This is a genomic window from Flavobacterium xizangense, assembly GCF_054075145.1.
In genome coordinates this window covers 99,278-123,011 of sequence record NZ_JBSIPG010000005.1, presented here as the reverse complement: position 1 = coordinate 123,011, position 23,734 = coordinate 99,278, and the positions used below count along the sequence as shown (strand labels likewise).

20 protein-coding genes are annotated in these 23,734 nt (G+C 32.5%); 5 read left to right on the top strand and 15 right to left on the bottom strand.

The features are described 5' to 3' along the window. Position 1: 1 nt before the first annotated feature. The 15 genes from ACWA1B_RS13785 to ACWA1B_RS13715 form a co-directional block, all read right to left on the bottom strand. Positions 2–862 carry a substrate import-associated zinc metallohydrolase lipoprotein gene (locus ACWA1B_RS13785; protein WP_456907801.1) on the bottom strand — a complete coding sequence of 287 codons (861 nt, stop codon included), beginning with the start codon at positions 860–862 and terminating at the stop codon, positions 2–4. A gap of 15 nt (positions 863–877) precedes the next feature. Continuing rightward, positions 878–2,356: a RagB/SusD family nutrient uptake outer membrane protein gene (locus ACWA1B_RS13780; protein WP_456907799.1), complete on the bottom strand. Its 1,479-nt coding sequence runs from the start codon at positions 2,354–2,356 to the stop codon at positions 878–880. An 11-nt stretch (positions 2,357–2,367) separates the two neighbouring features. After that, positions 2,368–6,096: a SusC/RagA family TonB-linked outer membrane protein gene (locus ACWA1B_RS13775; protein WP_456907797.1), complete on the bottom strand. Its 3,729-nt coding sequence runs from the start codon at positions 6,094–6,096 to the stop codon at positions 2,368–2,370. Positions 6,097–6,337: 241 nt separating this feature from the next. Further along, the gene (locus ACWA1B_RS13770) at positions 6,338–7,450 is read right to left on the bottom strand and encodes a FecR family protein (protein ID WP_456907795.1); all 1,113 of its coding nucleotides are present in this window, start codon (positions 7,448–7,450) and stop codon (positions 6,338–6,340) included. A gap of 89 nt (positions 7,451–7,539) precedes the next feature. Continuing rightward, entirely contained in the window at positions 7,540–8,154 is a 615-nt protein-coding gene (locus ACWA1B_RS13765; RefSeq protein WP_456907793.1) for an RNA polymerase sigma factor, read from the bottom strand. 258 nt (positions 8,155–8,412) lie between these two features. Continuing rightward, positions 8,413–10,944 carry a DUF7619 domain-containing protein gene (locus ACWA1B_RS13760; RefSeq protein ID WP_456907791.1) on the bottom strand — a complete coding sequence of 844 codons (2,532 nt, stop codon included), beginning with the start codon at positions 10,942–10,944 and terminating at the stop codon, positions 8,413–8,415. A gap of 122 nt (positions 10,945–11,066) precedes the next feature. After that, positions 11,067–11,495 (bottom strand): hypothetical protein, encoded by a 429-nt coding sequence (locus ACWA1B_RS13755; protein WP_456907789.1) that lies wholly within the window; start codon positions 11,493–11,495, stop codon positions 11,067–11,069. 139 nt (positions 11,496–11,634) lie between these two features. Further along, positions 11,635–12,507, bottom strand: coding sequence for a succinate--CoA ligase subunit alpha (gene sucD, locus ACWA1B_RS13750; RefSeq protein WP_012024957.1), 873 nt, complete (start codon positions 12,505–12,507; stop codon positions 11,635–11,637). 84 nt (positions 12,508–12,591) lie between these two features. Further along, entirely contained in the window at positions 12,592–12,891 is a 300-nt protein-coding gene (locus ACWA1B_RS13745; protein WP_456907787.1) for a nuclear transport factor 2 family protein, read from the bottom strand. Between the two features lie 64 nt (positions 12,892–12,955). Beyond that, on the bottom strand, positions 12,956–13,885 hold the full coding sequence (locus ACWA1B_RS13740; RefSeq protein ID WP_456907786.1) for a UDP-3-O-(3-hydroxymyristoyl)glucosamine N-acyltransferase: 930 nt from the start codon (positions 13,883–13,885) through the stop codon (positions 12,956–12,958). Positions 13,886–14,019: 134 nt separating this feature from the next. Then, positions 14,020–14,586: an elongation factor P gene (efp, locus tag ACWA1B_RS13735; protein WP_132991049.1), complete on the bottom strand. Its 567-nt coding sequence runs from the start codon at positions 14,584–14,586 to the stop codon at positions 14,020–14,022. A 94-nt stretch (positions 14,587–14,680) separates the two neighbouring features. Continuing rightward, positions 14,681–15,466: an acyl-ACP--UDP-N-acetylglucosamine O-acyltransferase gene (lpxA, locus tag ACWA1B_RS13730; RefSeq protein ID WP_029270176.1), complete on the bottom strand. Its 786-nt coding sequence runs from the start codon at positions 15,464–15,466 to the stop codon at positions 14,681–14,683. A gap of 72 nt (positions 15,467–15,538) precedes the next feature. Continuing rightward, entirely contained in the window at positions 15,539–16,927 is a 1,389-nt protein-coding gene (locus ACWA1B_RS13725; RefSeq protein WP_456907783.1) for a bifunctional UDP-3-O-[3-hydroxymyristoyl] N-acetylglucosamine deacetylase/3-hydroxyacyl-ACP dehydratase, read from the bottom strand. Beyond that, positions 16,920–17,963 (bottom strand): UDP-3-O-(3-hydroxymyristoyl)glucosamine N-acyltransferase, encoded by a 1,044-nt coding sequence (gene lpxD, locus ACWA1B_RS13720; RefSeq protein ID WP_456907781.1) that lies wholly within the window; start codon positions 17,961–17,963, stop codon positions 16,920–16,922. Before lpxD ends, ACWA1B_RS13725 begins: the two co-directional genes overlap by 8 nt. Positions 17,964–18,002: 39 nt before the next feature. Beyond that, complete coding sequence (locus tag ACWA1B_RS13715; protein ID WP_456908109.1) at positions 18,003–19,232, bottom strand: HD domain-containing protein; 1,230 nt, start codon at positions 19,230–19,232, stop codon at positions 18,003–18,005. 211 nt (positions 19,233–19,443) lie between these two features. On the opposite strand from ACWA1B_RS13715, the gene porX reads away from it, so the two are divergent. From porX to ACWA1B_RS13690, 5 genes are all read left to right on the top strand, one after another. Continuing rightward, positions 19,444–20,997: a T9SS response regulator signal transducer PorX gene (porX, locus tag ACWA1B_RS13710; protein WP_456907779.1), complete on the top strand. Its 1,554-nt coding sequence runs from the start codon at positions 19,444–19,446 to the stop codon at positions 20,995–20,997. 110 nt (positions 20,998–21,107) lie between these two features. Beyond that, complete coding sequence (gene tsaE / locus ACWA1B_RS13705) at positions 21,108–21,515, top strand: tRNA (adenosine(37)-N6)-threonylcarbamoyltransferase complex ATPase subunit type 1 TsaE (protein ID WP_456907777.1); 408 nt, start codon at positions 21,108–21,110, stop codon at positions 21,513–21,515. A gap of 37 nt (positions 21,516–21,552) precedes the next feature. Continuing rightward, positions 21,553–22,026 (top strand): GNAT family N-acetyltransferase, encoded by a 474-nt coding sequence (locus ACWA1B_RS13700; protein WP_456907775.1) that lies wholly within the window; start codon positions 21,553–21,555, stop codon positions 22,024–22,026. 85 nt (positions 22,027–22,111) lie between these two features. Beyond that, positions 22,112–23,311: an alanine dehydrogenase gene (locus tag ACWA1B_RS13695; protein WP_456907773.1), complete on the top strand. Its 1,200-nt coding sequence runs from the start codon at positions 22,112–22,114 to the stop codon at positions 23,309–23,311. Between the two features lie 36 nt (positions 23,312–23,347). Then, entirely contained in the window at positions 23,348–23,734 is a 387-nt protein-coding gene (locus ACWA1B_RS13690) for a DUF4258 domain-containing protein (RefSeq protein ID WP_035643899.1), read from the top strand.

Below are 23,734 nucleotides of genomic sequence, written 5' to 3'. Positions count from 1 at the left end.
TTTAATTAGTTATTACAGCTGTTGTGTTTTTTTCGGCTTCATCTCTTAAAGCATAGAAATCCATATTGAAAGCTTCTTTAAAATATTTCACTACAATGGCTTCTTTTGCTTTTAGTGCAGCAAGAGCAGTTGGACTTTGAATACCAGCTAAAAATGCAGCATATTCCGCTTTTGAATAGATTAGGATCATAGAAGCCGTTTCAGCAAAATCTTCATTAATATTTGATCTCGCATAACTTGTAATAAATCCAAGTTCATTTGATTCCGGTATATCATAATTGTACCAATCTGCGGTGTAACCACCTGGTGTTAGTGCTTTCCATGCTTTTTCATCAAATGGTTTATTCTGATTTAAAATGTGAATATACTCGTGCTGAATGGTATGTATAAACTCCGAAACGTTTGCACGATCCGATTTATCAATATAATCGGTTTCAAACAAGGTAACACGTTGTCCACCTTCTGCTAAACCTAAGGTTCTTGTACCAACACTATTCAAATTCACTCCTCCTACTAAAACAATTTCTCTTGGAGCAATTTTTTTAACGAAATCCGGGCCTCCAATTGTTGCATAACTTTTAAGCCAGATTGTCTGTACAATTTCCAGCGCAGGCTGTACTTTATCAACTGTCGGAGGAAATAAATAACGGCTGTTATCAACTGTATTTTGATTCCATTTATATTGAACGTTAATATTATATGGATTTAAATAATTTGTTGTAATCCAATTATCTAAAGTCGTTTTTACTGGTTGCGTGTAGTCTAATTGACTTTCTCCTGGCATCTCGTCGTTCCCACATGAAATTAGAGTCATTGAAACTATAGCCAAAACCGCAATTTTATTATATTTTAATAATTTCATAATTTTAATTTTTAGTTATCTAGGATTTAGTTCTACGCCAGTGTTTGATGCATGCAATGGAATTTGTAAAGCTCTGCGATTATCATCTTTTGTTAATGTATTAACCGGCTTGTTTGCCGTTTCATGTTTAACAACAATGTTAAAACGCTTAATATCAAACCATCTCAATCCTTCATGTATAAAATCTCTTCTTCTTGTTTCTGCAATCGCTTTTATGTAAGAAGTCTGAACAGCTGTCATTGGGTAAAATGGTGTGTATTCATCTGCAATAACCGGGAATTTTGCCACAACTTTTGCTTCTGTAACTTTATCTGTCGTACTATTATAGGTTGGCGTTCTTGTAGCTAAAAAATATTCCAATTCTTCGTTCGCTATAGCAGTCTGGCCTTTCATAACATGAGCTTCAATTCTGTTTAAGAAAAACTCATCATTACTTAGTAAAACTTCTGCAACGTATGGATCTCCAATTCCAGCAGTTACATTTGAATATTTGAAGTATTCATAAAACTTTGGAACAAATAAAGTAATACTACTATTTGAAGAATAAAGATTATAATAATACGGTTTTCCAAAAAGGTTTGTAGCTCCTCCGAAAACATCACCCTGACGTGTTCCAGATAAGTTAAAACGATTTAAATAATAACCTCTGCTTACAATTGTATTAGCAGAAACAATCAGCAAGTTTGTTTCAACACTGCTTGCACCATATTTTAATTGCTGATCTTCGACACCTATAGATTCATAAGAAGAATAATCTCTTAATTTGCCTACTGGCTTTGTTGCGAAATCATTAGATAATTCAAGAACTCTGTCCCAATTTCCTTTCACTAAATAAAATCTGCTTGCAAAAGCTTTTGACGCATTAATATTAAAGTGAAATTTAGGCTCTTTGTAGTCGTTTGTTACCAATTTCAAACCTTCTTCTAAGTCTTTTTCTATAAAACTAAAAACTTCGGCAACGGTATTTCTTTTGTATTTAGTCAATAATTCAGTTTCCGGTTTTGTAACATAAGGAATTCCTAAATCTGTAGCTGCTGTCGCAGGATTATAACGTTTTGACCAAAGTGAAACTAACATAAAATGAGAATAAGCTCTTGCTACAAGCGCTTCTCCTTTTTGCGGATTAAGACTTGCCGGATTTCCTAATTGGTCAATTGCCTCCAAAGCCTTGTTAGCGTGTGCAATGGCATTATAGCAAGCATCCCAATAGTAGGCTTGAGTATCAATATCAGTTGTTTCAGTTTGAATTAACCAATTATAGTTTTGCTCATTTTTTTGTAATGTTTCTGGCAATCCACTATCAAAAACGTTATCTGACATTGTTTCAGCAATCTCGAAATAACTCATTTTTGGATACGCTTCAACTAACAACTCTGATATTTTTGCAGGTGTGTCAATTTCAGTTCTGTTATCTGGCTTTTCTGACAGGAACTCATCACAGCTAGAAATACATATAAGTATTAATAGGGATAATGCTATTTTTAAGTTTTTCATGATTTTGAATATTATAATGAAAGGTTTAAAGTAAATGTGTATTGAGAAGTTACTGGTAAAGCAACTCCTCCAGAATTACGAAATTCAGGATCCTGACCGTTTAATCTTTTATCAGAATAAAGTAGCCACGGATTAACCGCTGATCCTTTTAAAGTAAAAGTACTTACTCCTATTTTTTTCTTGAAATCACTAGGAAATTCCCAACTTAATGATATGTTTTTTAATCTTACAAAATCACCGTCTGCAATACGAACATCTGAATAATTATAAGTGTTGTAGGCTTTAGCAAGATTTCTTGCTCCATCATAATTAGCATTTAAACGTCTGTCTGCTATAACCGGAACATTGGTGAAGTTTTCATCACCAGGATTAATCCAACGGTTTGTGAAATCTTTTGTAAATACCGTTAAGTCATCATAAGTACTGTCATAAATTGGATTTAAACGAACTTTGTTTCCTCCTGATCCAACAAAAAACACATATAAAGACCAGTTTTTGTAAGTGAATGTATTGGCTAAACCGATAGATTTATTTGGCTCGATTGAACCTTCATATTTTAAATATTTCGTCACATTTAAATTATCCTGAAAATTAGCTTCTGTAATATTGTTTACAGCTCCGTCTTGTAAAATGAATGTTGGAAGACCTTGATTATTTAATCCTGTAAATTGATAAGAGTATAACGAATTTCTTGGATGTCCTAACGTATTTCCTCCATTTGAATCAACTAAATCAAATGCCGTTGGTGTATTTTCCAATCTTGTAATTTCCTGATTATATACAGAAAAATTAAGTGTTGTTGTCCATTTGAAATCTCTGTTATCGAAGTTTTTAGTTGTAAAAGCAACCTCTAAACCTTTTGTTTCCATATCAGCATTATTTCCTTGTCTGATTCTTTGACCTCCAATTCCGGAAGTAATTACGTAATCAACTAAATCAAATGCTTTACGACGATAAACATCAGTAGTGAATTGAACTCTGTTGTTAAACATTCCAAGATCAACTCCAATGTTTGTTTCGAATTGTTTTTCCCAAGTTAAATTTCCGTTTTGCAATTCTTCAATTCTGATTCCAGTTTCTCTGTCATCCAAATTAAAACGATCTGTTACATAACTTTTATAAATTGCCAAAGAGTTTGTTGCAGGCCCAGCTGTAGCTGTTAAACCGTAAGAAGCTCTTAATGCTAAAGTATTTACTGATTCCACATTTTTCATGAATTTTTCTTCAGCAACGTTCCATTTTCCACTGAAAGTATAGGTTGGCAACCATCTTGATGAATCACTATTTCCTTGTCTGTTTGATCCGTCATAACGTCCTGTTACAGATGCTGTATAACGACGATCATAGGTATATCCTACTTTTCCAAAGAAACCAACTGTTCTTTCTTTTTCTTCATTAAATCCATAATAAGAATCACCTCCATTGATGATTTTTTCAATTAATCTTGGATCAGTAAAGGCAGTTAAACCTCTGTCGTATTGTAAACCTGCAGCTGTAAAATTATCGCTAGAACGGTCTACTACTCTCATTTCGGTTCCGAATAAACCTTCAACTTCATGTTTTTCGTTAAAAATATTTCTATAATTAATACTGTTTCTTAAGTTATAAGATGTCATATCATTTGTAAATTTTCTTAAGAAACCTCCATTTGGCAAAACAGAAACTTTAGGAGCATTTAAGTCATTCGGGTCCTGATATAAAAAGATGTTATCGTTTCTCACTAATGTATTAACCCCATCTTCACCCTCTGGTGTACCTGCTTTATAAGCGCCTACAACATTTGAGCCTTCTAAAATTTTGTGCTCACGACTTGTATTGGCATAACGTGCAGAACCTGTTAAGTTATAATTCAAATGCTTAGATATTTTATAATCTAAATCCAATTGAAAACGAATATCCTTAACCTCAATTTCCATATAATTGTTGGCTAATTCGTTCACAATATTCATTTTTGCCCAGTTATTTCTATAGTATTCAAGATTACCATTTTCATCATATGGACGCAAAGTTCTACTTGTATTTAAAACATAGTTGAATGGATTGATATCAAAATCACGTGTAACTTTTCCAAAAACAACATCTTTTTCGCTTTCATAACTTCCAGGAGCACCCTGATCACGAATAGAAGCTAGTGTCGATAATGTAATGTTCAATTTATCATTTATAAAAAATGTCCCTTTTAGGTTACTTGATATTTGTTTTACATCATCAGCAATAGTCCATCCTGGATCTGTATAGTAGCCTAACGAAGCATAGAACGTATTGTTCTTACCTCCGCCAGAAAAACTCAAAGAATGATTTTGCGTAATAGATGGTCTAAATAAAACCTCAAACCAGTCTGTATTAGCTAGTTCATATTTCTTTAAGAAATTATTACGACTAACAGGATCGTTATTCACTAAATAAGTCCCTGTTGCAGGGTTGTAAGTATTTATTGCTCTTCCTAAAATGTTGTATGCTCCTCCATATCTTCCATTTACGGTTGAAGGCAGATCAAGATAACCTTTAGCTTCCATTTCCTTAAAAATACTCATAGACTCCTGAGAATTTAAAATATCATATTGGCTGTAGTTTGGCACTGTTCTGACAGTTTGCTCTAGACCGTATGTTATTTTTAATGGAGAATCTCTACGTCCTCCCTTGGTCGTTACAACTACAACTCCATTTAACGATCTTGAACCATAAATTGACGTAGCCGATGCATCTTTAAGAATTTCGATATTTTGAATGTCGTTTGCATTTAAACCTGCTACAGATGAACTTAATAATGTCGCTGAATTTCCAGATGCTAAATCTGCAAATGACATATTGATGATATCTTCCTGAACGACACCGTCAATTACCCATAATGGTTTAGTATCTCCAAAGATTGAAGACGAACCACGAACTGTAATTTTAGGAGCTGTACCAAAAGTACCTGTAACATTCTGCACGGTAACCCCCGCTGCTTTTCCTTCGATCATTCGGCTTACGTCAACTACACCATCGACTTTTAATTCGGCACCAGAAATTTTGCTTATGGCACCAGTAAATGTTCTTTTAGAAGTTTTTTCATATCCTGTTGTTACCACAACTTCTTTTAAGTTTTGACCTAATTCAGTCAAAACAATAGTTGGTGAAGTATTTGAAATTCCAATTTCTTTTGTTTCCATCCCAACATAAGAAATTACTAAAGTTGTACTGTTTGCAGGCATTTCAATAGAAAAATTTCCATCAAAATCTGTTAGAACGGCAATTTTAGAACCTTTAGCCATTACTGTTGCTCCAGGAAGCGGACTTCCGGTAACATCTGTAACTTTTCCTTTAATAATAGGACCTGCCGTAAATATATTTGTTAAACCATCATGATTTGCTGTACTTGAAAATGAGTCTGTCGACACACTTTTTTGCAAAACAATCTGATTGCTTACTTCTGAAAAAGTTATATTAAATGGAACCAGAATTCTGCTAAGAATACTAGCTAATGTTTCTTGATTTGCTTCAATGCTTACTTTTTGGTTCAATTGAGGCAATCTTGAATTATAAGAAAATTTTACTTGTGCGGACTTTTCAATTTTAGATAATGCATTGTCTAAAGTCAAATTTTCAACTGTAATTGTAACTTTAGTATCTAATTTCTTTTGCCCATTTACACTGTTTGCCATTGTAACACTTGAAAATATAAGTGCTAAGACAAACTGAAATAGTGTTATTTTCATGATTCGATGGAGTAATCGTTGTTTACCAACTGGTTTTTTCATAATTTTGGTTTGTTTTGATTAATACTGATTCGCGTGTATTTTAAGAAACGAACTGAATATCTCTTTACAGAGAGAAATTCAATCTAATAAGTGTCGATAATGTTACAGCATTTCGGCACTTTTTTTATGCAATTGTTTTTTACATAGGCTTATAAAATTGGTTTTGGTTTTGGTTAATTTTTAGTTTAGTTGAAAAAGACAGAAATTAAAAATGCTTTATAATTACAGTTATGCAGCACAATTAGTTACAGCCTTCAGAAATTATAATTATCTGATTACCATTCATTTCAAAATTGGTTTCAGCACTAATACTTTTACAAACAATTTTCAGTTTTTCTGGCAAAGGCTGATCACTGAGTGACGTTGTCAAATGACAGTCTTTCAATTTATTTACAGGATAATCAATCTTAACCAGATAGGCCTGTTCGATTGTCTCAAAGATTTGTGAAACCGGAATATCGCTAAATTCAAAACTTAACTGCTCAATATTGCCTACATTCTGTACCAACTCTTTATCTTGAGTAATGTTTGTTATTTTATTGAATTTCAGATCACTTCTAAAAAAACGAAGTGCCTGATTAGGTAAAAGAACCACTTCTTCCTGATTTGAATTGGCAACCAAATCATTTGATTTTACCTTCACTTTACCGGTGCGAACAAGAACTTCTACATCAGGCTGATCAGAATAAGCTTTAACTCTAAAACTAGTTCCAACAACCTTTGTAACAATCTCATTAGCGTAAACGAAAAAAGGCTTTTTAGGATTTTTACTAATTTCAAAGAAACCTTCGCCGGATAAATACACCTTTCTTTCGTTCCCGGTAAAGATTTTAGGGTAACTCAATTTACTATTTGGCTGTAATAAAACGGAACTTCCGTCTGATAATGTGATAATTTGTGGATTGTCCGAATTATTGGTTTGCTCAACTAATCCTTCACTATTTTCAGCTATCAGTTCTTTGTAGGTAACAATATTGTCTGCAGGAATATAACTTTTATAGTACCAAATCGAAATCAGGCATAAGAATAAACTGGCCGCAATACCGGTTAAAAAATAGTTTTTGAAAAACTTTGTCCCAGCATTTTTACTGAAAAGTATTTCATTTTCCTTTTCTTCAATTTTAATCCAGGTGTTTTGTAGTGCTTTTTGAACATCTGACGTTGATAAATCAGATTCTGGAACTTTCATTGCTAAAAGCAAAAGTCTGGCGTCTTCAACAAGTTTAGCGCGCTGCAGACTTTCTAGAGTCCATTCTTCCCAACCGTCCTGGTCAATTTTAAGCAAAATCCAGGATTGAAATGATTCGTCTGACAAGAAGTCTTCAATTTGAGTATATGTGTTACGTTTTTGCATCTAAAAATAAGGTTACAAAAACATAGAGGACAGCTCTCTTATTATATACTCACCAAATTGTGATTTTTTTTATTTTTTTTGAAATAAAATTAAAAACTACTTGCAGATAGCAGAAGAAATAAGGAAAAAGTCCCTTTCCAATCCTTGCGAAGACTCATTAAACCACGATGCAACAAATTACTTGCAGATTGATAATTCACATCCAGCATTTCGGCAATTTGCTCAACGCTAAGACCTTGATTATAACGAAGATACAAGGCTTCTTTCTGTCTTGCCGGTAAATCATTCAGCAATTTATTTAAGTGAACTATTTTTTCTTTTGCATCATCATCTGCGTCATCTAAAAGTTCATGATCTACTGAAAATTCAAGAAGAAAAGCAATAGAATCTGTACTGGCAGTTTTGCGAAAGATATGATCTCGTTCATGTAAACGAGCAATTCTTTTTCGGACACTCGCCAATAAATAAGCTTTTACAACAACCGAATTTTGGAGTGAACTTCGATAAATCCAAATATCAGTAAAAACATCCTGAATACAGTCCTGCACTTTTTCCTCAAATGGAGAAAGCGAATTCCCATATCGTACTAAATCGGCATAATACCTTTCAAATAACATTGAAAATGATTTTTCATCACCATCCTTCAATTTATTCCAAAGTGCATTATCATCAAAAAGACTGGAAGTTAAAGTTGATATATTCATTCTTGTTGGGGCAGTATTCTAAAAAAGTTTTATTTTTATTTAATGAAAAGATTCTTGTTTTTTAACATTATCCTTCACTTTTGTTCGATAAATATATAAAAGCAAATATTTAAAAACAATTATTTTACACAAAAGAGACAGTTTCCTAATATAGAAAACTGTCTCTCTTAATTGATTTAACTAAGCTTTTGCTTAAATGTTAAAATTAATTCTATTAACTTACTATAGTTATATTGTAAGATTTTACCGCTTATAGATTTATTTGTTTTTAATAAATTTAAGAGATGCAACACCAAAATTTGTTTTAATTTTTAATATGTAATTTCCTGCGTGAAGTCTGGAAACATCAATATTTGAAATATTTTCAGCATGAGGTACAGAAATAACTAATTGTCCTAACATATCATAAACATACAGCGCCTGTTTTTCTGTTTCCTTCTTAGTGTTAATATTCAAAACATCTTTCGTCGGAGTTGGATAAATGTTGAAATATTCTGAAAACTCAAAATCTTGCGTACCCAACGCCTTAAATGTTGAAGTAGCTTTATTGGTTAAAATTGGAAAATTATAATCAAAATAAATATTGGCTTCATTTTCAAAAGTATCCCCTACCTTTAGAGTTGGCAATGTTTTTATTTTAAAAGCGATGTATCCATTTCGATTGACATTATTAAAAGGAAGATTAATATTTTCGAAAATAAATTCAACTTTATTTCCATCAGAAATTTTTGTCATATACGAATGACTTGAACTAGTTGGCACTAAAGTGGAAATATCAAATTTTGACAAATCAATCAAATCTTTAATAACAATATTTTTCGCCATATAAGTTCCTGTGTTTTCAAAACGAATCATATAATGAACATATCCCCCAATTAAACTTGGAATAACAATATTTCCTTCTAAGCAAGTTTTATCGTTTGGATCATAAGAACCAACTACAGTTTCATTATATGAAAAAGTATTATCAATAGGCAATTCATCTGTTGCAGAAGAAGTTATTGTTGCGACATACGAGAGAACATCACCATTATTTACCGCTGGAATTTCAGTTGGAGAATTAACGTCAAAATTTACTAAAATCTGTCTGGACTCGAAAGGCTTTAAATTATTGAAATTCCATGAAATTTTATTTGATGATGTTGTAGAAACTGAAGGACTAGCACCAGTTAAATCAAGAACAGCGTCATTAAATGCTAAACTAACTGTTCCTGATTGGGCACCATTTCCTTTATTTTTAAACACAATTTTATATCTAGCAGCAAAACCAGGTCGTGATGGCCAAATTGGCAAGAATGTCACTTCTAAATCATTATGAACTCCTATTGCTTTAATACAAAAATCCTGCTGAAATGGACTTGAAACTGTTGGAAATTCAACTTGGGTTGAAGCAGGAGAAATTGAAAAGTAACTAGAATTTTCAAAAACGGGCGTAACTTTATAATTTCCAGCTGGCACTTTTGCATCATATTTCCCTGCCTCATTGCTTATAAAATTTCCTGATTTCACCCCATCATCAATTTTGAATTTTAAGAACGAAGCTTGGACATCTAAAGCATCGCACCCATTATTATTTAAATCATTACGATTTGTCAACTGAATTGAATAACTTTCTCCTCCTGGTCCAAAAGTGCAATAAGAATTAACGTTATAATCTGTATATCCCTCTTCTCTAAGAATGTTTTCAATGCTACTTATCTGCTCATCATCTACACAGACATATTTCAACTTAGGATTATTTGAAAAATCTAATTCTATTTCAATACTGCCATTTTTCAAGAAAACGTTTTGCAATAATGGATTATCATTACAATAAAAATTTTGAAGACCTTTACATTCTGTTGCATCAATTTCCGTTAGCAAATTTCCAAAACAATTTAAAAAAGACAAATTAGGTACGTCTGAGAGCCCTAAACTACTAATTTCATTATTATAGCAATCTAAATATTGGAGCTTTTCAAGTCCTTTCAAATCTAATTGTTTTATTTTATTAGATCCACACATTAATTCGAGAAGACCTGACAAATGACTTAAATCTAAGTTTGTTAAAAAATTATTATTATAACCCAATTGCCATAATTTGTCCGTGACTGGTAATTTCAAACTAGTCAGTTTATTATTATTACAGTGCAATGTTTTCATATTAATTGAGCTACTTAAATCTAAATTGACCAGTTCGTTGTAACCGCAAAATAAATTTTCAAGTTTTGAAAAACTGCTTAAATCTAAATTTGATATTTTATTCATATAAATTCCTAAATCTAGTAAATCAGGACATTGATTAAGATCAAGCGAAGTAATCATATTCTCACCACATTGCAGATTTTGCAAACCTGATAATCCATTCAAATTTAGCTCTGTCAATTTGTTAGTCCAACAACTAATAGTTTGAAGTTTTGGTAATTGCTGAACATTTAAATTCACCAAATTGTTTCTATCACAGGATATTATTTTAAGCTTTGACAAGCTTCTTAAATCCAATGTTGTTATCTTATTATCAGAACATTCCAAAAACATTAAATTGCTAAAGCCTTGAATTCCTTCTAAGGATGATATATTACTATTTCGAACATCTAGTGATAAAATTAATAATGCTTCTGATACCTGAATCTCGCCATCACCATTTATATCAATTTTTCTTGCAGTTCCATCATCATTCATGGATATTGAGTTATCTACATCGGCTTCTAGCAATTTTGTCTTAAACTTAACATCAGGAATAGTAATTGTTTGGGAATTTACTGAGGAAAAAAAACACAGTGCCAGTAATAGCAAGTAGTTCTTGATCATAGGGTTAGTTTTGTTTTGGTTTTTAAATATATTAAATCAAAAGAACAAAACCTAAAATTTCATAAAAAAAGCCTTACTAATTAAAGTAAGGCTTTTTGATGTTTTTATATTAAAAAATAACTTTAGAAAGCTACATTCCAACGTGGTAATTTTCCGTTTGCATCCAAGAAATTTTGTAAAACCTGTCCTTCAACAGCAGTTGGAATTGCTTTAGCATCAGCATTGAAAGTTTCATACCAAACCACTTCAAGCTCAGCAATATTTTCTAATTTCATTTGTGCTGGCCAAGAATACTTTCTTCCAGTTTTTGCAAATTGGTGTCCGTTTACAATTTTGTCATATAAACCACCATTTTTGCTTTTTAATGTTCCGTCATTTTGAACGGTTCCAGTAGAACCAACCATGATCAATTCCTTCTCTCCTCCTTCAACAGCATAAACTACAAAAATTCCAGCGCTTCCTTCTGGAGCATTACAAACTTCTTCTAAACTGTCTTCAATCGCAAAAACAAAACTATTGCTTGTTTTAAATTTTTCTAATTCTTTGTACATATTTCTTTTTTAAGCTTCTAAGACACTGAGATACTAAGATGCTAAGTTTTTTCTATTTACGCCTCAGTCTTTAAAATGGAAAAAAGTCTCAACATAATATTGAGACTTTTTTTGAATTTATTATTTCAGAACTTGAAGATTATCCAAGTACTTCTTTTACTTTTTTACCAATTTCAGCTGGTGAATCAACAACGTGAATTCCGTTATCTCTCATGATTTGTTTTTTAGCTGCAGCTGTATCGTCAGAACCTCCAACAATAGCACCAGCGTGACCCATTGTTCTACCAGCAGGAGCAGTTTCTCCAGCGATAAAACCAATAACTGGTTTACGGTTACCATCAGCTTTTACCCATTTAGCCGCATCAGCTTCTAATTGACCTCCGATTTCACCAATCATGATGATAGCTTCAGTTTCAGGATCATTCATTAATAATTCAACAGCTTCTTTAGTTGTAGTTCCAATGATTGGATCTCCACCAATTCCGATAGCTGTAGTGATTCCTAAACCTTGTTTTACAACCTGGTCAGCAGCTTCATAAGTTAAAGTTCCAGATTTAGAAACGATACCAACTGTTCCCTTTTTGAAAACGAAACCTGGCATAATACCAACTTTAGCTTCACCTGGAGTGATAACTCCTGGACAGTTTGGTCCAATTAATCTAGAGCTTCTTTCTTTAACATAATTATTTGCTTTAATCATGTCTGCTACAGGAATTCCTTCTGTAATAGCAATAATTACTTTAATTCCGGCATCAGCAGCTTCCATAATAGCATCAGCAGCAAAAGCTGGCGGTACAAAAATAATAGATGTATCAGCTCCAGCTTGATCTACAGCATCTTTTACTGTATTAAAAACCGGACGATCTAAATGGCTAGTTCCTCCTTTTCCTGGAGTAACACCACCAACAACATTAGTACCGTACTCAATCATTTGAGAAGCATGGAAAGTTCCTTCGCTCCCTGTAAATCCTTGAACAATTATTTTGGAATCTTTATTAACTAAAACACTCATGATATATATTTTATGTAGTTTTTAAAATTGTGATGCAAAAGTAAGGTTTTGTAATGTATTTTACCTTTTTATTATCAAAAAAAATTAAGAAAATTGACTCATTTGATAACCGCGATAAAGCTTATCATCTTTTATTTGCCAAATTGCCGTAAAATGTGCCAGCAACATTTCTTCTCTTGGGTTTTCAATAGTTTTCACAAAATGAGAATAACGTACTGATACTAAATCATCTTCTTCAATAATATGACTCATCCTCACTTTAGAGCGCACATATGCACGACTCAATTCATTTGCCATATCCAACATCGAATCATAATCCATTTCGATTAATCCTTTAGTGCTGTGCCATTCTAACTTTACTTCAGGATGCAAGTACGTCTTCATAATTTCACTATCAATTAAGGCATCCGACTTATAAAATCTTTGAACAAATTCTTTTATAGACATATTACTTCAATTTATTTAGAATTTCAGGAATCTTTTTGATATTAGCCAATTGTTTTAACTTTTCTCTTGATTCTTCGATCGGGGTTCCAAAATAAGATTTTCCACCTTCAACCGATTTAGTAACACCTGTTTGTCCCATAATAACAGCCTTCGCTCCTATTGTGATGCCGCTAGTTGTTCCTACCTGACCCCAGATAGTAACTTCATCTTCAATTACCACGCAGCCAGCAATACCGGTTTGTGAAGCAATTAAACATTTCTTGCCAATTACAGAGTCATGTCCAACATGAACCTGATTATCTATTTTTGTTCCTTCTCCAATTGTTGTATCACCCGTAACTCCTTTATCAATAGTACAAAGTGCTCCAATACCAACATTGTCTTCAATAACAACTCTTCCGCCAGAAATTAATTGATCAAAACCGTCTGGACGTTTTTTATAATAAAAAGCATCTGCTCCTAAAATAGTTCCGGCATGAATAATGACATTGTCCCCAATTACAGTATGATCATAAATTGAAACATTGGAATGAATTAGACAGTTTTTACCAATTTTTACATGATTTCCAACAAAACTATTTGGCTGAATTAAAGTTCCCTCTCCAATTTCTGCTGATGAAGCAATAGCAACATTTGCAAATTGAAAAGGTTTGAAATGTTTGGTCAAAGTATTGAAATCTCTGAAAGGATCATCAGAAATTAAAAGTGCTTTTCCTTCTGGGCATTCCACTTTTTTGTTGATCAAAACAATAGTTGCTGCAGATTGCAAAGCTTTATCATAATATTTTGGATGGTCAACAAAAACAATATCTCCAGGCTCCACAACATGAATTTCGTTCATGCCCAAAACCTGAAAGTTTTTATCGCCTATAAATTCGCAATTAAGCAAATTTGCAATTTCTTCTAAAGAATAAACCTTTGGAAATTTCATATGTTATAATTAGAAAATTTGTCAATTAGAAAATGTGTCAATTAGAAAATGTGTCAATTAGAAAATAAAATTATTCAATTTCTGCGTTTGCATAATTTTCTAATTGACACATTGACAAATTATCTAATTAAAAACTACTCTTTTACACGCTCCATGTACGAACCTGAAGCTGTATCGATTTTAATTTTATCACCTTCGTTGATAAACAAAGGAACATTTACAGATGCACCTGTTTCAACAGTAGCATTTTTAGTTGCGTTTGTAGCTGTATTTCCTTTTACTCCTGGCTCAGCATAAGTAACTTCAAGAATTACAGATGCAGGCATATCAACTGATAAAGGTAAATCAGTTTCTGTATTGATCTGAACCATAACATTTGTTCCTTCTTTCAACAAATCTGGAGCATCTAAGATGTTTTTGTTTAAAGAAATCTGTTCAAATGTTTCAGCATTCATAAAGTGAAATTCATCACCTTCTGGATATAAGAATTGGAATGTATGTGTTTCAACACGAATAACATCAATTTTATGACCTGCTGAAAAAGTATTATCCAAAACTTTTCCTGAAGTTAAACTTTTTAATTTAGTTCTTACGAAAGCTGGACCCTTTCCAGGTTTAACGTGAAGGAATTCAATAATTTTATAGATGTCGTGATTAAATTTAATACACAATCCGTTTCTAATATCTGATGTAGACGCCATTTTAATTTGTTTTATTTTATTTTTTTTGAATCGTTTAATCGTTTAATTGTTTTTCGATTAACGATTCAACAAATAAACAATTAAACTTTATTTTTTAATAGTTTCCTGAATAACCTTTCATAATTCCTCGTGATGAATTTCTGATAAAATCCAAAATTTCATCTCTCTCAGGAGTCGCTTCCATTTCAGCTTCAATAATGCTTAAAGCTTGAGTCGTATTATAATTTTTTTGGTATAGAATTCTGTAGATTTCCTGAATTTCTCTGATTTTTTCAGTACTAAAACCTCTTCTTCTTAAACCAACTGAATTGATTCCAACGTATGACAAAGGCTCTTTTGCTGCCTTTGTATATGGCGGAACGTCTTTTCTAACCAAAGATCCACCTGAAATCATAGCGTGATCTCCAATATGAATAAACTGGTGAATAGCCGCTAAACCTCCAATAACAGCATGGTTTCCAACAACAACGTGTCCTGCCAAAGCAACACCATTTACAATAATTGCATTGTTTCCAATTTCACAGTCATGTGCAATGTGAGCATAAGCCATTACTAAACAATTATTTCCAAGAATAGTTTGCCCTGAAGCTACTGTACCTCTATTGATTGTAACACATTCTCTAATTGTACAGTTATCTCCAATTATAGCAAGAGAATCTTCTCCTCCAAATTTTAAATCTTGTGGCACCGCAGAAATTACAGCTCCTGGAAAAATATTACAATTTTTTCCAATACGTGCACCTTCCATGATGGTCACATTTGAACCAATCCAAGTACCATCACCAATAACAACATTATTGTGAATTGTTGTAAATGGCTCAATTACAACGTTTTTAGCGATTTTCGCGCCTGGATGAACATATGCTAATGGTTGATTCATCTGTATGTTTTATATTTTAAATTAAAATAATCTAATTTGAGGGCAACAAACCTAAACAATAAATTTGATTAATTATTGTTTTCTTGCAATTTGTGCCATTAATTCTGCCTCAGTCACTAACTTACCATTTGCGTATGCATTTGCCTGCATATGACAAATTCCTCTTCTGATAGGGGAAATTAATTCGCATTTGAAAATTAAGGTATCACCTGGCAATACTTTGTGTTTGAACTTAACATTATCAATTTTCATGAAATACGTCAAATAATTTTCAGGATCAGGAACTGTACTTAAAACTAAAATTCCTCCTGTTTGTGCCATAGCTTCAACAATTAAAACTCCCGGCATAACTGGCGCTTCAGGAAAATGCCCTACGAAGAAATTTTCATTCATAGTAACATTCTTCAAACCAACCACGTGACGATCAGACATTTCAATAATTCTGTCAATCAACAAAAATGGAGGTCTATGCGGAAGCATTGCCATGATTTTATGAATATCCATCAATGGCTCTTGGTTTAAATCATAAACTGGAACATGATTTCTCTGCTCAATTTTAATAATTTTAGCCATTTTTTTAGCAAATTGAGTATTTACAAAATGCCCTGGTTTGTTTGCAATAATTTTTCCTTGAATACGAACCCCAATAAGAGATAAATCCCCAATAACGTCAAGCAGTTTATGTCTTGCTGCCTCATTTGGATAGTGCAAAGTTAGATTGTCTAAAACTCCGTTTGGTTTTACAGAAATTTCATCTTTGCCAAACGCTTTCTTTAGATTTTCCATTGTAGATTCTGAAATTTCTTTATCTACATAAACAATCGCATTATTTAGATCACCACCTTTAATAAGACCATTTTCTAACAATGATTCTAACTCATGCAAGAAACTGAAAGTTCGTGAATTTGCAATTTCATTTTTAAAATCTGAAATGCTTTTAAGTGTTGCGTTTTGAGTACCTAAAACTTTTGTGCCAAAATCAACCATTGTTGTTACCTGATAATCATCGCTCGGCATTACAAGAATTTCGCTTCCTGTCGCTTCATCAGTAAACGAAATTACTTCTTTTACCACATAAACATTACGACTTGCGTCTTGTTCTTCGATTCCGGCTTTTTCAATCGCTTCAACAAAATATTTAGATGAACCATCCATAATAGGAAGTTCAGATGCATCTAATTCAATAATAATATTATCCAAATCGCATCCAACTACTGCTGCTAAAACATGCTCTGGAGTTTGTATTTTTACACCTAATTTTTCCAAATTAGTCCCTCTTTGCGTATTAACAACATAATTAGCATCAGCCTCGATGATTGGCTGACCTTGCAAATCTACTCTAACAAAAGTGAAACCATTATTAATAGGAGCTGGTTTGAAAGTCATTGTAACTTCTTTTCCAGTGTGTAATCCTACGCCTGTTAGTGAAATTTCATTTTTGATGGTCTTCTGTTTAACCATTATTTCCATTTTTTGGGTTTATTATTTGTTTTTTTATTTCTTCAACTTCAGCCACAATTTTAGGAAGGTTCTTAAAATGAACATAGGATTTATTAAAATCACTATATCCAAGCGATGGTGAGCCTTGTAAAACTTCATCATCTTTAATGTTTCTTGCTACTCCTGACTGCGCCTGAAGCCTTACATTGTTCCCTATAATCAAGTGACCTGCGATACCTACTTGCCCACCAATCATACAGTTCTCGCCAATTTTAGTAGAACCAGCAACTCCGCTTTGTGCAGCAATCACTGTGTTTTTACCAATTTCAACATTATGAGCAATCTGAATTTGATTGTCTAATTTCACTCCTTTTCTAATAATTGTAGAACCAAGAGTTGCTCTATCTATCGTAGTATTAGCACCAATATCAACATTATCTTCAATAATAACATTCCCTATTTGCGGCACCTTGCTGTATTCTCCATCTTCATTTGGTGCAAAACCAAAACCATCGGCACCAATAATAACGCCAGAATGAATAGTGCAATTATTGCCAATTACTGTTTCTGAATAAATTTTTGCACCGGCAAAAACAAAAACATTATCACCAATTGTTACATTGTCGCCAATAAAACTGTTAGGGTAAATTTTAACATTATCACCTAAAACCACATTTTGGCCAACATAGCTAAAACTTCCTAAATATAAATTCTCTCCATATTTAGTTCCTTCAGCCATAAAGGACTGAGGTTCGATACCATTTTTGTTCAATTTTACCTGATTATAAAAATGTAAAAGCTTAGAAAAAGCTGCATACGCATCTTCTACTTTTATTAAAGTGGTAGTGATATCTTGTTCTGGTACAAAGCTGTCGTTAACAATTGTTACTGTCGCTTTTGTCGTGTATATGTAGTTGACATACTTCGGATTAGCTAAAAAAGTAAGCGATCCTTCTTCGCCTTCTTCGATTTTAGATAGCCGAGAAACTTCTGCATTGGGATTCCCAATAACTTCTCCTTCTAAAATTCCTGCTATTTGTTCTGCTGTAAATTTCATCGCGACAAAAATATAAAAAATAGATTTTAAATGTTAATTTTAGATAAGTTGTTTTGGGAAACAGATATAATATTTTGTCACCAATTTAGATAACGATTTCAAATTCAGCTGATCAGATGCTTCGACAACATCTTCAATTGTTTTATCTTTTTTCAAAATTCGTATCGGTTCAGCAGCTTTACTATAGGCTTGGTTTTTAATTTTCCCTCTAAAAATAAAATAACCGGCTTCTAATAATGAAATATGATGATCTTGCGCGAACTCTTCTTTCATTGCCTGAGATTCTTCAATCGAAATCTTCTCTGCACTCATTTTTATTTTTAACAAATCCCTGTTAATGATCATTTTGCTTAAAGTAGAAAGTATAAAATCATCTTGTCTTTGCCAGGCTTTTAGAGCACTGATTATATCAAAATCATCTAATTGAGAAAACAAATCCAATTTTTCGGCATCAAAATCTTCAAGTGCGATTTTGTTTTGCATAAAAAACAAAAGTGGTTCGCTACAAGGAAGATTAATTCCCTTTAGCGTCAGTTCTTTTGCTCTTTTTAAAACTTTCATCAAAATCAATTCGGCTACTAAACTTGTTTTGTGCAAATATGCCTGCCAATACATTAATCTTCGAGAAAGCAGGAATTTTTCAACAGAATAAATTCCTTTTTCTTCTATAACTAATACGTCATTTTCAACATTCATCATCTGAATCAAACGCTCAGAATTCACATTTCCTTCTGCAACTCCAGTATAAAAACTGTCACGTTTTAGATAATCCATTCGATCCATATCCAATTGACTCGAAATCAATTGCAACATAAATTTTCTGTGATATTCTCCTTTAAAAACCTGAATAGCCAAACTTAATTTTCCGCCAAATTCTTCATTCAACTGATTCATAAACAATAAAGAAATCGCCTCGTGATGTACATCTTCAACAATACTTTTTTCCATTGCATGAGAAAACGGCCCGTGTCCTATATCATGAAGTAAAATCGCTATCAACAATGCATTTTCTTCATCTTCAGAAATTGCAACATCTTTAAATCGAAGTGTGTCTATCGCTTTTTTCATTAAATGCATACATCCTAATGCATGATGAAAACGTGTATGATTGGCTCCCGGATAAACCAAATACGAAAGTCCCATTTGTGAAATACGGCGTAAACGCTGAAAATATGGATGCTGGATTAGGTCGTAAATAAGTTCATTCGGGATTGTAATAAACCCGTAAATGGGATCATTGAATATTTTTAACTTATTGATATGAGTCACTATTTGGTTATTTTTTAGGTCAACAAATATAAGTAAATAACTATAGTTTTTCATTTAAAAGTTAACATTAAATTTAGCTGATTTTGAGGCAAATACTTAAAAATCAAAAAGATTTTATATCAAAATTAGATTTCATTTTTCTGAAATTTATACTATTTTTAATACTTTTTAAGTTCTATACTTCTAAATTGCATTAAAATTAAATTTGTTTATGGATAAGATAAAAATACTTTGGGTCGATGATGAAATTGATCTTTTAAAGCCTCATATATTATTTCTGGAGAAAAAAAACTACTCGGTAACGACTTGCAATAATGGTCTTGATGCAGTTGCTTTATTCGAAGAGGATAATTTTGACATTGTTTTTTTGGATGAAAATATGCCTGGAATGAGTGGTTTGGAAACGCTTTCTGAGATGAAAGAAAAAAAATCGGCCATTCCAATGATTATGATCACTAAAAGTGAGGAAGAATATATAATGGAAGAAGCGATTGGTTCTAAAATTGCTGATTACCTCATAAAACCAGTGAATCCCAATCAGATTTTATTGAGTTTAAAGAAAAATCTTGACGATTCGCGATTGATTACCGAAAAAACAACTTTAGATTATCAGAAGGAATTCAGAAAAATTTCAATGGAATTAGCGATGGTTAATTCCTATGAAGACTGGGTTGAATTGTATAAAAAATTGCTTTTTTGGGAATTGAAACTTGAGGATATCAATGATACTGCGATGATTGAAATTCTGGAATCTCAAAAAGTGGAAGCCAATTCTCAATTCGGAAAATATATTGAAAGAAACTATGAAGATTGGTTTGCTCCAAAAGCAGATAAACCGATACAATCTAATACTTTATTTAAGGAATTAGTTGTTCCGGAAATCAAGAAAAAAGATAAACCAATCTTGTTTGTTGTAATTGACAATCTTCGCTACGATCAATGGAAATCTTTTGAAACTGTAATCGCTAATTATTACAAACTTGAAAAAGAAGTTCCTTATTTTTCTATCCTTCCAACGGCGACACAATACGCCAGAAATGCTATTTTCTCAGGTTTAATGCCTTTAGAAATGGAAAAACAATTTCCAGAATATTGGAAAAATGATGTTGAAGACGGTGGAAAAAACCTTTATGAAGCTGAATTTTTATCGGCACAATTAAAACGTTTGGGCTTAAATATTAAGGAAGATTATTTTAAAATCACCAATTATGCCGGCGGTAAAAAATTAGCAGAAAATTTTAAGGCTTTAAAAGGAAATGACTTAGTAACGGTAGTTTACAATTTTGTAGATATGCTTTCACATGCTAAAACAGAGATGGAAGTTGTAAAAGAGTTAGCTTCTGATGATAAAGCATACCGCTCCTTAACATTAAGCTGGTTCAAAAACTCACCTTTGTTAGAGATTATTCAGCAAGCACAACTTTTAGGTTTCAAATTAATCCTGACAACAGATCACGGAACAATAAATGTAAAAAATCCGTCAAAAGTTGTTGGTGATAAAAATACAAGCCTAAATTTGCGTTACAAAACTGGACGTAGTTTGACTTACGAACAAAAAGATGTTTATGTTGTTAAAGAGCCCAAAACAATTGGTTTGCCAGCAATAAACATGAGCAGTTCGTTTATTTTTGCCAAAAATGATTTCTTTTTGGCCTATGTAAACAACTATAATCATTATGTGAGTTATTACAAAAACACGTATCAGCATGGCGGAATTTCGTTAGAAGAAATGATTATTCCGTTTTTGGTATTTAATCCGAAATAAAAATTATCGCCACGAATTTTGCTAATTTCCACTAATTTTTATTTTTAAATTAAAAAAGTAAAATTTAATTCGTGAAAATTCGTGAAATTCGTGGCAAAAAATAAACAACAATGAATATCGTTTTTTCATTAGATCAAATTCAAAAAGTTGCAGAGCAGATTATTGCTTCAAATCCTAAAAAAATCATCCTTTTTAATGGAGAAATGGGAGTTGGAAAAACAACTTTAATAAAACAATTATGCAAAACTTTAGGCGTTGAAGATGCAACCAGCAGTCCAACTTTTTCTTTAGTGAATGAATACCAAACCAACAATAATCAAACGGTTTATCACTTTGATTTTTACCGGTTAAACAAAGAAACCGAAGCACTCGATATGGGCGTTGACGATTATTTGTATTCGGGAAATTGGTGTTTTATTGAATGGTCTGAAAAAATTGCCAGTTTGCTTCCTGAGGAATATTCTACAATAAATATTGAATTATTGCCAGATGGGAAAAGAAATTTAGAATTAGCATAAAACTTTGCGAGAGACTCACAAAGAAAAAATAACAAAAATGAATACCTCAGAAGATATAGAGATAATCCCCTTTTCTCAAGACTTAAAAGAACATATCAAAACCTTAAATATTGCCTGGCTGGAAAAGTATTTTAAAGTCGAAGAAAAAGATAAATTAACCCTTTCAAATCCACAAGAAGAAATTATTGACAAAGGCGGAATGATTTTTTATGCTCGCCACAATGGCAAAATTATTGGTACAGCTTCTTTAATGAAAGTCAATGACTCAACCTATGAATTAAGTAAAATGGCCGTTTCAGATAACGCTCAAGGCTTAGGAATCGGGAATAAACTTCTGGAACATTGCATAAATATTGCTAGAGAAAACAACATCAAAACATTGTTTTTATACTCCAACACGATTTTACTTCCTGCAATTCACTTATACAGAAAATTTGGTTTTATTGAAATCCCTTTAGAATCGAGCATTTACGAACGAGCCGACATAAAAATGGAGAAAAAAATATCTTAACATTGTCATTACAGTATTAGCAGAATTTTTGCACTAATTTTAAATCTTTTTACGTAATTTGTACCTTTAATTTTTTGCACAACCCATGTCAATCACGTTAACTCCATTTACAAAACAACAATTGCTGCCACAGGAAGAAAAGCTTGAGGTTGGTCGTTTTAAAAGAGAACTTTTTATAGGAATTCCTAAAGAAACAAGTTATCAGGAACGTCGTATCTGCCTTACTCCTGATGCCGTAAACTCCTTAACTTATGAAGGCCATCGGGTTATGATTGAATCTGGAGCGGGTGAAAGTTCAAGTTATACAGATAAAGAATATGCAGATGCAGGTGCAGAAATCACAAAAGACACAAAAAGAGTTTTTGGTTGCCCGTTTTTATTGAAGGTAGAACCGCCAACTTTAGCTGAAATCGAAATGATTAATCCCGAAACAGTTATTATTTCGGCTATTCAGCTCAAAACAAAAAAGAAAGCTTACTTTGAAGCTTTGGCGCAAAAGAAAATCACAGCACTAGCTTTTGAATATATTAAAGATGAAGATGGATCATATCCGGCAGTAAAATCGTTGAGCGAAATTGCAGGAACTGCATCAATTCTTATTGCTGCCGAGTTAATGATTACAGATGAATTTGGAAAAGGGCTTTTGTTTGGAAATATTACCGGTGTCCCTCCTACTGAAGTTGTAATTCTTGGAGCCGGAACTGTTGGCGAATTTGCTGCAAAAACCGCAATTGGATTGGGTGCAAACGTAAAAGTTTTTGATAATTCGATTACAAAATTGCGTCGTTTACAAAATAATTTAAGCCAAAGAATTTTCACTTCAACTATTCAGCAAAAAGCTTTATTGAAAGCTTTAAGACGTTGTGACGTAGCAATTGGCGCCATGCGCGGCAAAGAACGTTGCCCGATTGTAGTTACTGAGACCATGGTAGAACACATGAAAAAAGGTGCTGTAATTGTCGACGTAAGTATTGACACAGGCGGCTGTTTTGAAAGTTCCGAAGTAACAACTCATGAAAAACCAACTTTCATCAAAAACAATGTCTTGCATTATTGTGTACCAAATATTCCTTCAAGATATTCGAAAACTGCCTCATTATCAATCAGTAATATTCTAACTCCTTATCTACATCAGATAGCCGAAGATGGTGGCATTGAAAGTGCAATTAGATGCAACAAAGGCCTTAAAAACGGAATTTATCTTTACCATGGAATTTTAACAAATAAAGCAATTGGCGACTGGTTTGATTTGCCAGACAATGATATTAATTTACTTGTATTTTAAAGGAACTTTAATGTACCTTTGCAAAAATTTTATTTCATGAAGTTCGTACACCGTTTTGCATATTATTTGATTGGTTTAGTGATGGGATGCTTTTTTGTAGCTCTTGTTTTTAGTGGTAAAGACACTCGTTGCAACTATTTTCCAAATGCCCGAGTTTTAAATAATTTAAGAACAAAACCTTTTCAATATTCAGCTAAAGCAATTCAGACTTTAAACGAAAAATGGGTTGATACTGCAGATATTAAAAGTACTTTAACTTACGGAGATGTTGATTTTGACCAAAGTAATGTTCCGTTTAAAAAAGGAAAATTATACATCATTGAAGGAAAAACAGCTAAAAATCAAGAGATTATTTTAAAAGTAGTAAATTTTGAAAACAAAGCTGTTTTAGAAGAAATTATCAAAAAAGAAACCGAAAAATAG

Coding starts and splice junctions, on each gene's coding strand:
- ACWA1B_RS13785 (WP_456907801.1), bottom strand. CDS start 862: ATGAAATTATTAAAATATAATAAAATTGCGGTTTTGGCTATAGTTTCA.
- ACWA1B_RS13780 (WP_456907799.1), bottom strand. CDS start 2,356: ATGAAAAACTTAAAAATAGCATTATCCCTATTAATACTTATATGTATT.
- ACWA1B_RS13775 (WP_456907797.1), bottom strand. CDS start 6,096: ATGAAAAAACCAGTTGGTAAACAACGATTACTCCATCGAATCATGAAA.
- ACWA1B_RS13770 (WP_456907795.1), bottom strand. CDS start 7,450: ATGCAAAAACGTAACACATATACTCAAATTGAAGACTTCTTGTCAGAC.
- ACWA1B_RS13765 (WP_456907793.1), bottom strand. CDS start 8,154: ATGAATATATCAACTTTAACTTCCAGTCTTTTTGATGATAATGCACTT.
- ACWA1B_RS13760 (WP_456907791.1), bottom strand. CDS start 10,944: ATGATCAAGAACTACTTGCTATTACTGGCACTGTGTTTTTTTTCCTCA.
- ACWA1B_RS13755 (WP_456907789.1), bottom strand. CDS start 11,495: ATGTACAAAGAATTAGAAAAATTTAAAACAAGCAATAGTTTTGTTTTT.
- sucD (WP_012024957.1), bottom strand. CDS start 12,507: ATGAGTGTTTTAGTTAATAAAGATTCCAAAATAATTGTTCAAGGATTT.
- ACWA1B_RS13745 (WP_456907787.1), bottom strand. CDS start 12,891: ATGAAGACGTACTTGCATCCTGAAGTAAAGTTAGAATGGCACAGCACT.
- ACWA1B_RS13740 (WP_456907786.1), bottom strand. CDS start 13,885: ATGAAATTTCCAAAGGTTTATTCTTTAGAAGAAATTGCAAATTTGCTT.
- efp (WP_132991049.1), bottom strand. CDS start 14,586: ATGGCGTCTACATCAGATATTAGAAACGGATTGTGTATTAAATTTAAT.
- lpxA (WP_029270176.1), bottom strand. CDS start 15,466: ATGAATCAACCATTAGCATATGTTCATCCAGGCGCGAAAATCGCTAAA.
- ACWA1B_RS13725 (WP_456907783.1), bottom strand. CDS start 16,927: ATGGTTAAACAGAAGACCATCAAAAATGAAATTTCACTAACAGGCGTA.
- lpxD (WP_456907781.1), bottom strand. CDS start 17,963: ATGAAATTTACAGCAGAACAAATAGCAGGAATTTTAGAAGGAGAAGTT.
- porX (WP_456907779.1), top strand. CDS start 19,444: ATGGATAAGATAAAAATACTTTGGGTCGATGATGAAATTGATCTTTTA.
- tsaE (WP_456907777.1), top strand. CDS start 21,108: ATGAATATCGTTTTTTCATTAGATCAAATTCAAAAAGTTGCAGAGCAG.
- ACWA1B_RS13700 (WP_456907775.1), top strand. CDS start 21,553: ATGAATACCTCAGAAGATATAGAGATAATCCCCTTTTCTCAAGACTTA.
- ACWA1B_RS13695 (WP_456907773.1), top strand. CDS start 22,112: ATGTCAATCACGTTAACTCCATTTACAAAACAACAATTGCTGCCACAG.
- ACWA1B_RS13690 (WP_035643899.1), top strand. CDS start 23,348: ATGAAGTTCGTACACCGTTTTGCATATTATTTGATTGGTTTAGTGATG.